This is a genomic window from Agromyces sp. Marseille-Q5079 (assembly GCF_051016555.1).
In the GTDB taxonomy this organism is placed as follows: domain Bacteria; phylum Actinomycetota; class Actinomycetes; order Actinomycetales; family Microbacteriaceae; genus Agromyces.
In genome coordinates this window covers 711,153-723,592 of record NZ_JBPEJF010000001.1, presented here as the reverse complement: position 1 = coordinate 723,592, position 12,440 = coordinate 711,153, and the positions used below count along the sequence as shown (strand labels likewise).

At 72.4% G+C, this 12,440-nt stretch carries 9 protein-coding genes; 5 read left to right on the top strand and 4 right to left on the bottom strand.

What is annotated here, in order from left to right; all coding sequences use genetic code 11:
- Positions 1 to 52 precede the first annotated feature (52 nt).
- Positions 53 to 1,111, bottom strand: coding sequence for an LLM class flavin-dependent oxidoreductase (locus ACR3IO_RS03290; protein ID WP_434069729.1), 1,059 nt, complete (start codon positions 1,109 to 1,111; stop codon positions 53 to 55).
- A 272-nt stretch (positions 1,112 to 1,383) separates the two neighbouring features.
- On the opposite strand from ACR3IO_RS03290, the gene ACR3IO_RS03285 reads away from it, so the two are divergent.
- The 3 genes from ACR3IO_RS03285 (at position 1,384) to ACR3IO_RS03275 (ending at position 5,733) form a co-directional block, all read left to right on the top strand.
- Entirely contained in the window at positions 1,384 to 2,940 is a 1,557-nt protein-coding gene (locus tag ACR3IO_RS03285; protein WP_434069728.1) for an FAD-binding protein, read from the top strand.
- Positions 2,941 to 3,096: 156 nt separating this feature from the next.
- The gene (locus ACR3IO_RS03280; RefSeq protein WP_434069727.1) at positions 3,097 to 4,449 is read left to right on the top strand and encodes a DUF4407 domain-containing protein; all 1,353 of its coding nucleotides are present in this window, start codon (positions 3,097 to 3,099) and stop codon (positions 4,447 to 4,449) included.
- A 102-nt stretch (positions 4,450 to 4,551) separates the two neighbouring features.
- Complete coding sequence (locus ACR3IO_RS03275; protein WP_434069726.1) at positions 4,552 to 5,733, top strand: hypothetical protein; 1,182 nt, start codon at positions 4,552 to 4,554, stop codon at positions 5,731 to 5,733.
- Positions 5,734 to 5,748: 15 nt separating this feature from the next.
- Here ACR3IO_RS03275 and ACR3IO_RS03270 read toward each other — a convergent pair whose 3' ends face one another.
- Positions 5,749 to 6,138: a hypothetical protein gene (locus tag ACR3IO_RS03270; RefSeq protein WP_434069725.1), complete on the bottom strand. Its 390-nt coding sequence runs from the start codon at positions 6,136 to 6,138 to the stop codon at positions 5,749 to 5,751.
- Positions 6,139 to 6,220: 82 nt separating this feature from the next.
- Here ACR3IO_RS03270 and ACR3IO_RS03265 point away from each other — a divergent pair, with 82 nt between their 5' ends.
- Positions 6,221 to 7,222 (top strand): LLM class F420-dependent oxidoreductase, encoded by a 1,002-nt coding sequence (locus tag ACR3IO_RS03265; RefSeq protein WP_434069724.1) that lies wholly within the window; start codon positions 6,221 to 6,223, stop codon positions 7,220 to 7,222.
- Between the two features lie 152 nt (positions 7,223 to 7,374).
- Here the strand turns inward: ACR3IO_RS03265 and ACR3IO_RS03260 are convergent, their stop codons facing one another.
- Positions 7,375 to 7,650: a glutaredoxin family protein gene (locus ACR3IO_RS03260; protein WP_434069723.1), complete on the bottom strand. Its 276-nt coding sequence runs from the start codon at positions 7,648 to 7,650 to the stop codon at positions 7,375 to 7,377.
- 74 nt (positions 7,651 to 7,724) lie between these two features.
- Between ACR3IO_RS03260 and ACR3IO_RS03255 the strand changes: the two genes are divergently transcribed.
- Complete coding sequence (locus ACR3IO_RS03255) at positions 7,725 to 8,153, top strand: YdeI/OmpD-associated family protein (RefSeq protein WP_434069722.1); 429 nt, start codon at positions 7,725 to 7,727, stop codon at positions 8,151 to 8,153.
- 648 nt (positions 8,154 to 8,801) lie between these two features.
- Here the strand turns inward: ACR3IO_RS03255 and ACR3IO_RS03250 are convergent.
- On the bottom strand, positions 8,802 to 12,404 hold the full coding sequence (locus tag ACR3IO_RS03250; RefSeq protein WP_434069721.1) for a TM0106 family RecB-like putative nuclease: 3,603 nt from the start codon (positions 12,402 to 12,404) through the stop codon (positions 8,802 to 8,804).
- Positions 12,405 to 12,440 lie beyond the last annotated feature (36 nt).

Here is a 12,440-nt window from a genome sequence, read left to right as displayed (position 1 = left end):
TATGGCGGTCCGATGAGGTCCCTATGCGTCCGAGAGCGGTTGCCTGAACGTCCTACCCGACCGGCGGCAGGAGTTCGCCCGCCAGCAGTTCGAGCGTCTGCTCGCGGCCGGGTGCGGCATCCGCCGGCTCGGCCTCGAACGACCCCGAGATCGGCGAGACCATGATCTCGTCGATGCCGTGCCGGTTCGCCAGCGTGCGCAGCTCGGATGCCGCGGCCGACGCGTCGCCGATGATCCAGCGTCGCTCCATGCCGGCGATGACCTCGTCGACCATGCTGTCGGCGGGCGCCGCCTGGGCCTCCTCGACGGTCTCGAGCTCGCGCATCGGACGGTTCGCACGCAACCGGGCCATCGCCCGGAGCTGCGGCAGGGCGCGCGCCCGCGCCTCTTCGGCCGTGGGCGCGACCGAGGCGTTGGCCGTGAGGAACGTCTCGGGCGTCGGGTGCGCCTCGCTCGGCTGGTAGCCGGTGCGGTAGAGCTCGAGGGCGCGTTCGAGGCCCTCGCCCGAGAAGTGGTTCGCGAAGACGTACGGCAGGCCGAGCTCGGCGGCCAGCTTCGCCGAGTAGTCGCTCGATCCGAGCAGCCACACCTGCGGCGTCGAGCTCGCGGCCGGCGTCGCGGTGATCGCGTACTCGCGCCCGCTCGTCAGGCGCAGGTTCGCCCCGTCGGGCGAAACGAGGCTCAGGATGTCGGCGATGTGATCGGGGAACCGGTCGACGTCGGCGGTCGGCCCCGAGATGCGCAGGAGCTGCGTGATCACCGGGTCGCTGCCGGGGGCCCGGCCGAGGCCGAGGTCGATGCGCCCGGGCGCGATGGCCTCGAGGGCGGCGAACTGCTCCGCGACGACGAAGGGCGCGTGGTTCGGCAGCATGACGCCGCCCGAGCCGACGCGGATGCGCTCGGTCTGCGCGACGGTCGCCGCGATGAGCACCGGCGGCGTGGTCGAGGCGACCGAGCGCATGTTGTGGTGCTCGGCGAACCAGTAGCGGGTGAACCCCAGGCGATCGGCGAGCTTGGCCAGGCCCACGGATGCCGCGACGGCCCCCGCACTGGTCTGGCCGCTCCGAACGGGAACGAGGTCGAGGACGGACAGGCGCAGTGTTTCGGACATCGCTGACGGCAACGACCGGCGGCGGCCGCGTATTCCGCGGGCCGCGGCATCGGTGGCGGCATCCGATCGCGGCATCCGATCTGCATCGTCTCGTGGCATCCGATCTTCGAGGGATATCCCTGAGCAGGGAGGAGGGATGCCACTGGCGCGCGGCGTGGGTGTCGGCCGTTGTATGGGTTCTGCGTTCGTGCGTGCCGACGGGATCCCCCGCGGCCGTCCGCCCCGGAGACGGGGCCAGGGCCCGCGGCGCGACCCATCGAAAGGAACCAGCTGTGAACACCCCTGTGTCCGGCGCCGCATGGAGCGCCGCCGAACCCGAATCGACCACCCCCGCCCGAACCGAGGCTGACCAGGCGATCGCGCCGGTCGCCGATCTCGCACTGGCGCGCCGACGTCATCACGAGGCCACCGCAGCGGACGCCGCGCCGCGTGACCGTGCCGCGGCGTTCGCCGAGCTCGCCGACCGCCTCGCCGGTCGACTGAGCCTTCCCGGCGACGCCACCTGGGACGCCGACCGCCTCGCGTGGAACCTCGCCGTCGACCAGCGCCCCGCCGCGGTCGTCGTCGCGGCCGGCGCGGCGGACGCCGTCGAGACCGTGCGCGCCGCCGCGGGCCTCGGCCTCGGCGTCGCCGCGCAGTCCACCGGCCACAACGCCGGCCCGCTCGCCGCGCAGGACGGATTCGACGAGGTCGTGCTGCTCAAGATGTCCGAGCTCCGCGGCGTCGAGATCGACCCCGAGGCTCGCGTCGCCCGCATCGAGCCGGGCGCCCAGTGGGGCGACGTGGTCGCGGCCGCAACGCCGCACGGCCTCGCCGCGCTCGCCGGCTCCTCGCACGACGTCGGCGTCATGGGCTACACGCTCGGCGGCGGCATCAGCTGGCTCGCCCGGTCGCACGGCCTCGCCGCGAACCAGGTGCTCGCGGCCGAGATCGTCACGGCCGACGGCCGCCTGCGGCGCATCGACGCCGAGCACGATACCGACCTGTTCTGGGCGATCCGCGGCGGCGGCGGCGACTTCGGCGTCGTCACCGCGCTCGAGTTCCGTCTCTTCCCGATCACCGAGGTGCTCGCCGGCATGCTGCTCTGGCCGCTGGATGCCGCGGAGCAGGTCCTGCCCGCCTGGGCCGCCTGGACGGCGGAACTGCCCGACAGCGTCACCTCGACCGCGAGGGTCATGCGCCTGCCCGCCCTGCCCGAGCTGCCGCCGTTCCTGTCGGGCCGGGAGCTGCTCCTCATCGAGGCCGTGTGCCAGGAGAGTCCCGAGCGCGCCGCCGAGCTCCTCGCGCCCCTGCGTGCGTTCTCCCCCGAGATCGACACCGTGCACCCGCAGCCGGTCGCCGAACTGCTGCAGCTGCACATGGACCCGCCCGAGCCGTCCCCCGGCTTCGGCGACGGCATGATGCTCACCGAGCTCGCACCCGCGACCGTGCGCGCGTTCCTCGCCGCCGTCGGACCCGGTGCGGACACCGCGCTGCTCGTGGCCGAGCTCCGCCACCTCGGCGGCGTGCTCGACCCCGACGCCGCGCTCGACGTCGCGGCCGACCACGGGACGCCTGCCCCCGGGGCCGTCGCCGGCTTCGACGCCCGCTACCTCGTGTTCGCGGGCGGCATCCCGATGCCCGGCCTGGGCGATGCGCTCGTCGCCTCGCTCGGTCGGCTCTTCTCGCGGATCGAGCCCTGGCGTGCGCCCGTGGAGTACCTGAACTTCAGCGAGAACCGTCGACCCGCCGAGCGCCTGTTCGGTGAGCGCGTGCACCGGCTGCGCGCGGTCAAGCACGCCGTCGACCCGGCGGGCATGATCCGCTCGAATCACTCGGTGCTCGCCTGAGCGCCCCTCGAGCGCCCATCGAGCGGGCAGTCGTCTCGTCGGCTGCCCGCTCAGGGTCGTTTGGGGGGATTCCCCGAGTGACCTCGTCCGTTCCTCGGAGTAACGTGGCGAGCCGGTCGGACCGGGTGGATCGGCCCTGAACGGATCGGGGGACCGATGAGTCGGCTCGGAGACAGGCTCGCGACGTTCGGCGGTGCACGTCCCGACGTGCTGGAGCGCACGCCGGGCCAGCGCCAGCGATACCTCGCGATGGGGCTCGTGCTCATCGCCACCGCGGCCGTCTCCGCCGCCGCGGCCTCGTTCGCCCTCGCGATGGCCCTGAAGGCGCCCACCTGGGTGGCGGTCGTCGTCGGACTGTGCTGGGGACTGGTCATCCTCGCCATCGACCGGATGCTCGTCGTCGGCATGCCCAGGCAGCCGCGCGCCTCGGCGAACCTGCTGCTCGCCCTGCCCCGGGTGGCGCTCGCGCTCGTGATCGGCGTCGTCGTCGCGACTCCGCTCACGCTGCAGGTGTTCGAGCGCGAGATCGAGGCCGAGACCGAGGTCATGGTGCTCGAGGCGAAGCAGGCGTTCGAGGAACAGCTCGCCGCCGATCCCCGCTACGACGACATCGCGTCGCTCACCGAGCGCGTCGCCGAGCAGAAGGCGCTCATCGCAGGCGGCGGACGCGCGTCGCTGGCGGCTGACGCCGACTACGTCGCCGCGCAGGCGGCGACCGCGGCGGCGCAGGCCGCGTACGACGAGGCGAACCGGGTCTGGCTCGCCGAGCTCGACGGCACCGAGGGCACGGGCATCGTCGGCGACGGGCCCATCACGCAGTCGAAGAAGCTCGACCGCGACGGCAAGCTCGCGGCGCTGGACGCGGCCAAGGCCGCGGAGGCCGAGGCGAAGGCCCAGGCCGAGGCCCGCATCGAGGCGGGATCGGCCGAAGCGGTCGAGCAGGCCGGGCAGGCCCTCGCGGCCGACAGTGAACGGCTCGATCGGCTGACCGCGGCGCGCGACCTCGAGGCCGCGCGGTACGACGCGGCCGCCGACCAGAGCACCGGCATGCTCGCCCGCCTCGACGCCCTGTGGCGGATCGGCGAGCGCAACGGCATGCTCGCGACCGCGCACCTCATGATCGCCCTGCTCTTCGTCTGCATCGAGCTCATGCCCGTGCTGACGAAGACGCTCCAGAACCTCATGGCCCCGACCGCCTACGACGAGGTGGCGCAGATCACCGACGAGACGATCGTCGCGGCCGATCGCGAGCGCGCGGCCGAACGACTCCGCGCGGCTCGGGAGGAATCGGCACCCAGGCTCGACGTCGCCGAGTACCGCGCGGGCCTCCGACGCGAATCGGGTCGCCGCGTCGCCGATGCGTTCGTGGCGCGACAGGAGGAGGCCGAACTCGCCGCGGTCGAGGAGTGGGCGGAGCAGCGCGCGCCGTTCATCGCCGCGCGTGCGGTTCGCGAATGGGAGCAGGACGCGGACGGCGCCCCGGTCGCAACGGTGCCGAACCCCGGGTGAGCTGCCTGAGTGTTCTCTCCTTGGGGGTGTCGCTTCACCGCCCGCCTTCATAGGCTGGAGTCCAGCGACATCGTCGTCGCACGATCCACGGGGGAGGAACGAATGACGCTCCATCACGAGCTGCCGACCAGCACCGATTTCGCAACGCTGGCGGGTGAACACCGACCGGCCATCACCGTCTACGCCTCGACATCACCCGTGGTCAACGAGCGCGAACGCGCGGAGGTCTCCGTCAAGAGCGCGTTCGATCACGCGCTCGACCAGATCAAGGCATCTGGCGCACCGGCCACCGAACTCGACGCCCTCCGCCGCGAACGCGACGGCGTGCTCGGCGACTTCGCCCTGTGGGGCGCGCTGTCGCGATCGCTCGCCATCTTCGTCGCCCCCGGGTTCACCGAGGTCTTCGTGCTGCCCAACCGACTCGACGACGCCTGGCACGTCGGCTCGCACTTCACGCTCGGACAGCTGCTCCGCGCCCCCAGCCAGGACCAGGAGGCCTTCGCCCTCACCCTGTCGGCGCACGAGTGGAAGCTCTGGCACGCCACGCCCACCGCACGGGCCCTGCCGCTCGAGACCGACCCTTCGCATCCGGCCGACCTCGACGCCGCGACGAACCGCGAGCCCGGCGAGAACAGCCCCCGCGGCGGCCAGCACGGCGACCGCGGCGAGGTCGGCGACGAGCGCGGCAAGAAGCTGATCGACATCTACGCCAAGCGCATCGCTGACGCGACGAAGCACGAGCTCGCGGCGATCGACCCCGACGGACGGGTGCCGCTGTTCGTGTTCGCGGCCGAGCCGTTGCTCAGCGCCCTCCTCGACCGCGCCCGCAACGGCCGTCGCATCGTGGGCGTTCCCGGCTCGCCCGACCGGCTTGGAGCGTCCGAGATCGACGCCGCCCTGCGCGAGCAGCTCGCGCGCCTGAACGTCGCCGAAGCGGATGCCGCGTTGCGCGGCCTCGCCGAGGCGAACGCCGGACGCGTGGAGCGCGACCTCGCGGCCATCGCCAGGCTCGCCGTCGACGGCGCCGTCGAGACCATCTGGTTCGACTTCACGACCTCGGTCAACGGCACGCTCGACCGGGAGACCGGGGCGATCGAGTTCGCGACCGGCAACGGCACCGGCGAGACGCTCGCCGACGGCACGCCCGCGGGCGACCTGCTGCCGCAGCTCGCGCTGCTCGTGTTCGCCAAGGGCGGCCGCATCGTCACGGTCCGCGGCGAAGACCTCGACGACGGTGCGTGGAGCGGTCCGGTGATGGCCGAGTTGCGGTTCGCGCTCGCCTGATCCCGGGGCGTCGCTTCAGGAGACGGCGACGGATGCCGCAGCGCGTCGACGCTCGGCATCCGCTCGCAGCCCGGTGCGCACCTGCTCGACCACCGGGATGCTGATCGGCTCGCGCCAGCCGAAGCGGATGACGATCGTCTCCGCCTGCGAGTCCTCGATGATCGCCTCGACGGCGGTGTCGACGAGCGCCCGCGGCAGGTCGGTTCCCGGTGTGCGCTCGCGCAGCTCCAGCCACAGGCTGCCGGGATGCGGCACGACGCCGGGGTTCGCGGCGATGAGGGAGAGCTCCCATCCGTTCGAGGGGCAGAGGCCGAATCCGGAGACGCGCACGATGCGTCCGCTCGAGGTGGTCAGCGCGGTGGCGGAGAAGTCCCGGGCGGCGAATTCGCAGTGAGTCGTGTTCATCCCACGCACGATATGAGCCGCGCGGGCCGGCGTCCTCAGGGGTAGCGCTGAACCGGGGCCTCGTCGTCCTAGGCTGAACGGCATGCGTTTCGGAATGTTCATCCCACAGGGCTGGCGCCACGACCTCGTCGACATCGACCCGGCCGAGCACTGGCAGACCATGCACGACCTCGCCGCGCACGCCGATGCGCCCGACTCCGGCTGGGAGTCGATCTGGGTCTACGACCACTTCCACACCGTGCCGGTGCCGAGCGAGACCGAGGCCACCCACGAGGCGTGGACCCTCATGGCGGCCTTCGCCGCGTCGACCTCGCGCGTGCGCCTCGGCCAGATGTGCACGTGCGTCGCCTACCGCAACCCCGCCTACCTCGCGAAGATCGCCGCGACCGTCGACCTCATCTCGGGGGGACGCACCGAGATGGGCATCGGCGCCGGCTGGTACGAGCACGAGTGGCTCGCGTACGGCTACGGATTCCCCGACGCCCCGACCCGGCTGCGCGCGCTGCGCGAGGGCGTCGACGTCATGCACCAGGCCTGGACGACCGGCCGCGCGAGCCTCGACGGCGAGTTCTGGCAGATCGACGACGCCATCGTGCAGCCGAAGCCGCTCCAGACCGGCGGCATCCCGATGTGGATCGCCGGCGGCGGCGAGAAGGTCACGCTGAAGATCGCCGCGAAGTACGCGAGCTACACGAACTTCAACGGCGGCGTCGAGGGCTTCGTGCACAAGAGCGAGATCCTGCGCGGCCACGCCGAGACGCTCGGCCGCGACTTCGACTCGATCGTGCGCAGCTCGAACTTCAACACGGTCGTCGGCACGGATGCCGCGGACGTCGAGCGCCGTCTCGCCGTCATCGAGGCGCGCGTCGCACCGTATCTCGGCCAGGCCGGCACCGAGCGGTACCTCCAGGGCATGCACTCCGACGAGTCGCTCGTCGGCACCGTGAGCGAGGTCGTCGCCAAGCTCGAGCGACGCCGCGACCTGGGCCTGGGCTATGCGATCCACTACATGCCCGAGCTCGCGTACGACCGCAGCGGGCTCGAGCTGTTCGAGGCCGAGGTCATCCCGGCGCTCGCCGACTAGCGACGACGACGACCGCCCGGGCGCCTAGCGGGAGCACGCGCGATCGCGAGGAGATCGCTCGGTTCGGAGGACTCGATTCGCTGAATCGTCCTCCTGACCGGGCGATCTCCTCCCGTGCGTGAAGGCGCGGGAGGTTCGCGGCGCTGCGAGTACTACGCGGCGATGGCCTCGTCGAGCTTCGCGGCGAGCTCGGCGTCGCTGGGCTCGGTGAAGTGCGTGCCGTCGGGGAAGACGACCACGGGGATCTGGGTGCGGCCCGAGATCGCCTTGGCGCGGTCGGCGCCGTCGAGCTCGACCTCGAGGTCGATGTAGTCGTAGTCGACGCCGCGGGTGTCGAGCAGGGCCTTGGAGCGGCGGCAGTCGATGCACCATTCGGCGCCGTACATCGTGATGCGGGCAGGGTTCAGGTCAGACGAGGGGGAGGTCATACCCATAACCTACGTTCCGACGCTGAGGGGTATTCCCAGCCACGGCCGAGCCGATGCGGTGGCAGACTCGGCGCATGCGATTCGAGTCGACGATGTTCCAGACGGGCAACAACACCGGCATCGAGGTGCCCGAAGACGTGATCGAGGCGCTCGGCGCCGGCAGGAAGCCGCCCGTCGTCGTGAACGTGAACGGCTACGAGTACCGCAGCACGGTCGCGGTGATGGGCGGGCGCTACCTGATCGGCTTCAGCGCCGACAAGCGCGCCGCCACCGGAATCCAGGGCGGTGACGCGATCGTCGTCGACCTCGAGGTCGACACCGCGCCACGCACGGTCGAGGTGCCCGACGACCTCGCCGCGGCGCTCGATGCGGCCGGTGCCAGGGCCGCATTCGACCGGCTCTCGCCGAGCGCCCGCAAGGCGCACGTGACGAACGTCGAGTCGGCGAAGGCGCCCGAGACCCGGCAGCGCCGGGTCGAGGCGATCGCCGCCAAGCTCGCCTGAGGCGGATGCCGCGGCCGCCGTCGGATGTGGCGGCGACGGCGCCGGGCGGCTGCTGTCGTTCGGTGCCCTCCGTTTGGTGCCCGATGCCCGGTGTCCGGTGGTCAGTCCGCGGTGGCCGGCGGCCGGTCGCGTCGAGTGCGCCGACCGTCGTGCGGCGATGCAGCCCAGTGGTGGAGGCCGTTTTCGGCGCCCCGCTTCCTGCGATGCGCGGTGCCACGGGGAGGTTCCTCCAAGATTGCAGTGCCGGAGTGCTGGAGTGCTGGAGTGCCGGAGTGCCGGAGTGCTGGAGTGCTGGAGTGCCGGAGTGCTGGAGTGCTGGAGTGCTGGAGTGCCGGAGTGCCGGAGTGCTGGAGTGCCGGAGTGCTGGAGTGCCGGAGTGCCGGAGTGCCGGAGTGCCGGAGTGCCGCGACGACGGAGTTCGAGAACGCCGGAGTGCCGCGACGCCGAAGTTCGAGAGCCTCGGGCCGGGCCAAAGGCGTCCGCCTGCGTGAGTGCCGGAGTGCCTGAGTGCCGCGATTCGAGAGCGACGGACGCGGTACAGCCGGAGCCGGAGCCGGAGCCGGAGCCGGAGGCGCCCGAAGCATGCCCGTCCCGAGCGCGGCGATGCGCGGCCGTGAGGCCGGCCCAGCCGGTGAGGTCAGCGGTGCGTCAGGCCACCGGCTCGAGCACGGTTCCGCCACGGGTGCGCGCCCGATCGGCGCCGACCAGTCGCACGAACGCGCTGAGCTGGGCGACTCCGGCCGGGGTGTACGGCAGGGCGTCGAGCAGGCCGGGGGAGTAGAGCAGGTAGGCCGCCCACTTCGCGCGCGAGATCGCGACGTTGAGGCGGTTCTTCAGCAGCAGGAACTCCACGCCGCGGGGAGCGGACGCCGCGCTCGACGCGGCGAGCGAGACGATCGCGACCGCGGCCTCCTGACCTTGGAACTTGTCGACCGTGCCGACGGGCACGTCGGGGAAGCCGGCGTCGTCGAGGGCCTGACGCACGAGCGTGAGCTGCGCGTTGTAGGGGGTGACCACGATGAGGTCGCGCTGCTCGAGCGGGCGGCCGCGGGCGGCATCGGCATTGGTCGGATCGATCCAGATGCGGCCGAGCAGCGCCTCGACGTGGGCGACGACGACGTCGGCCTCTTCAGCGGAGGCGACCGTGTTGCCCTCGTGCTCGACCGGCACTGGGGTGAGCCCGGGGTGCACGCCGTCGAGGGAGCGGGTCGAGGCGACCTCGTGCGAGTGCAGCTCGCCCTCGTAGGATAGGCGCGACACCGGCGCTGCGACGGCGGGGTGCATGCGCCGACTCTCGGCGAGGAAGAATCCGTACTCGGCGGGCAGCACGTCGTGGCCGTCGGCGATCCAGCCGAGGGCCGACGTGTCGACCGGCTCGAGGTGGATGCCCTGGCTCACCTGCGGCAGTTGCTGCGGGTCGCCGAGCAGCAGCAGGTTGCGGGTGGAGACCGCCGCGGCGATGGTCGAGGCGAGCGAGAACTGCCCGGCCTCGTCGATGACGAGCAGGTCGAGCGAGGCGCGCGGGACCCGGTCGTCGTTGGCGAAGTCCCAGGCGGTGCCGCCGACCACGAACCCGGTGTTCGCGTGCGCCTGGGCGAACTGGCCGAGCCCGTTGCGCTTCTTGTCGAGCACGGTGTACTCGTGGTCGCCGGGGGCGGCGTCGTCTTTCGGCGCCTTGCCGACGAGGTCGGGTGCGAGTCCGGCTCGGATCGTGGCGTCGAGCACGTTCTCGACCACGGCGTGCGACTGGGCGACGACGCCGATCTTCCAGGCGTGCTGCTCGACGAGCGCGGCGATCACGTGCGAGGCGACGTAGGTCTTGCCCGTGCCGGGAGGACCTTGCACGGCGAGGTAGGAGTCGTCGAGCCGCTGCAGGCCCGCGGTGACGGCGGCGACGTAGTCGTGGTGCGCCGCGAGCGCCGCGCTCGCACCCAGGCCGAGGCCGTCGCGCGTGCGGGGCGCGGCTCGGCGGAGGATGTCGACGGCGGGGTTCTTCGGCCAGCGCGGCCAGGTGCGGGCGACCTGTTCGGCCCAGCCGGCGATCGCGCCCTTCTGTCGCCCGGCGGCCGGCGGCGGCCCGGGCACGACGGCCATGGGCAGCCCCGACCAGGTCTCGCCGTCGATCGCGCCCTCGTCGACGACCACGCCGTCGTCGAGCACCTCGACCACGGTGACCGAGCGCGCCGTGCGGGCGCCGGGCCGCTGCGGACGCCCGACGCTGAACGGCGCCGGCGAGTCGTAGAGCACGTTCACGCTGCCGCCGACCGAGAAGCGCGAACCGGGGGCGATGCGGCCGCGCAGCAGCACCTGCCGCCGCTCGACGCGCCGGCCCTCCTCGATGAACCAGGGCTCGACCACGACGGATGCCGCGGGGTCGACGACGAGCACGTCGCGCTGCTCCTCCCACGCCTCGAGCGGCTGCTCGAGGCGGAAGAAGTGCGCCCACCAGAAGCTCTTGGCCTCGCGGTCGTGGTAGTCGATCGCGGCGGCCGCGAGGGCCAGCGCCGTGTGGTCGGCGTCTCGCGCGGGGTCGTCGCGGGGACCGGAGAGCTGCTGCAGGTGCAGCGCGATCGGCGACGGCTCGGGCACCTTGCCCTCGGCCTTCAACGCCTCGATCAGCTCGGACTCGGGCACCGAGGGGACGCCCGCCCCGCGGGCCAGGCCGAGAAGCCAGTCGCGCAGGCGCAGCGTCGACACGCAGTCGTAGCGGTTGTAGTCGGCGAGGTCGTCGAGCACGTGCTGGGCGGCCGCCGCGCCCGAGAGCCCGGTGACGGGGTCGACGCCGCCGTCGGCCGCGAGGGCGCGGGCGCGCACGTACTCGAGGATCGAGTCGCCGCCCGACTTGACGTCGGCCTCGCGCAGCTCGGTGCCCATGTAGAGGGGCTCGAGCTTCTTGATCGAGTACGAGCGGCTGCCCACGCGCACCGCCCGCTTGACGATGGGGTAGAGGTCGACGAACACGCCGTCGCGGAGCAGCCGGTCGACCTCGACCTCGCGCACGCCGTGCCGGGCCGCGATCGACAGCAGGTGCGCCTTCTCGTAGTTGGCGTAGTGGTAGATGTGCAGGTTCGGGTGGGCGGCGCGGCGTGCGGCCACGAGGTCGAGGAACCGCTCGAGCGCGACCTTCTCTTCGGCGAAGCTGTGCGCCCAGAGCGGCGTGAACTGCTCGTCGACGTCGACCATGCCGAAGAGGTAGTCGATGCCCCACTCCTTGGCGGGACCCTCGGTGTAGAGCGGGTCGCCCTCGAAGTCGAAGAACAGGTCGCCCGCATCGGGCTCGGGGATCGCCGAGAGCGAGGCCGGGTCGCGCAGCGCGACGGGCGGCGCGAGCGGCGGGTCGTCGGGGGAGCGCGTGCCCGCGGCATCCGCAGCCTGTTGCGCAGCCTCGGCCTCGAGCTGGAGCCGTGCCTGCAGGCGCAGGTTCGCGAGCGTCGCGTCGAGCACGCCGGGCACCGGTGCATCGGATGCCACGAGTTCGTCGATCGTGGTGATGCCCGCCTCGGCGAGGGGAGTGCGCTGCGTCACGCGCAGGCCCGCGACGAGCAGCACGTCGCGATGCGCCTGCACCTCGAGGTCGCACGTGGCGCAGCGCCCGTCGAGCCCGTAGCGGGGGTCGCCCCAGGCGACGGGCGCGGTGTCGGCGAGGCGTTCGTCGATGATGCGCTCGAGCCGTTCGCGGCGCAGGCGGTAGACGGGCGCGATGTCGTCGAGGCGGTGCGTGCTCGTGGTGCCGTCGCCGAGCAGCAGCTCGACGGTGGCGGCGCAGGGCACCCCGATGCGCTCGAGCTGCTCGGCGTAGGCGGCCAGCTGCAGCAGCGCCGTGACCTTGGCACGACGGGCGAGCTTGCTGTCTTGGACGAGGTAGCGACCGTCGGGCTGCCGCACGATGAAGTCGGCGAAGCCGATGAAGCCGTCGTCGGCGAACGTGGCCTGGAACACGACGGGTGCGCCCGCGGCGAAGGCGGCGTTGGTCGCCTCGACGGCGGCGGCCACGGCGGCCGCGTCGCGCACCGACGGACGCTCGATTTCGACGACGCCGTCGCCGAACTGCTCGCGGTAGCGCTCGAGCACGCGCAGCTCGTGCGCGTCGCCCATGCGCCCCGAGCGCTCGAGCATCGCGTCTTCGGGGTCGGGCACGGGCTCGATGCGGCCGAGCTTGGCGTCGAGGGCGCGGAGGAACGCGAACTCGCACTCCGAGGCCTTCTTGAGGTCGCTCGCGCTCGTGACCACCGTGCCGTCGACCAGATACATCGGGTTCCCTTCGCCGTGCCTGACACGCTAGTCGCG

What these genes read in the sequence shown, in the direction of transcription:
- ACR3IO_RS03255 (WP_434069722.1), top strand. Translation starts at nt 7,725, where the DNA reads ATGCGATTCGAGTCGACGATGTTCCAGACGGGCAACAACACCGGCATC.
- ACR3IO_RS03290 (WP_434069729.1), bottom strand. Translation starts at nt 1,111, where the DNA reads ATGTCCGAAACACTGCGCCTGTCCGTCCTCGACCTCGTTCCCGTTCGG.
- ACR3IO_RS03260 (WP_434069723.1), bottom strand. Translation starts at nt 7,650, where the DNA reads ATGACCTCCCCCTCGTCTGACCTGAACCCTGCCCGCATCACGATGTAC.
- ACR3IO_RS03265 (WP_434069724.1), top strand. Translation starts at nt 6,221, where the DNA reads ATGCGTTTCGGAATGTTCATCCCACAGGGCTGGCGCCACGACCTCGTC.
- ACR3IO_RS03275 (WP_434069726.1), top strand. Translation starts at nt 4,552, where the DNA reads ATGACGCTCCATCACGAGCTGCCGACCAGCACCGATTTCGCAACGCTG.
- ACR3IO_RS03270 (WP_434069725.1), bottom strand. Translation starts at nt 6,138, where the DNA reads ATGAACACGACTCACTGCGAATTCGCCGCCCGGGACTTCTCCGCCACC.
- ACR3IO_RS03280 (WP_434069727.1), top strand. Translation starts at nt 3,097, where the DNA reads ATGAGTCGGCTCGGAGACAGGCTCGCGACGTTCGGCGGTGCACGTCCC.
- ACR3IO_RS03250 (WP_434069721.1), bottom strand. Translation starts at nt 12,404, where the DNA reads ATGTATCTGGTCGACGGCACGGTGGTCACGAGCGCGAGCGACCTCAAG.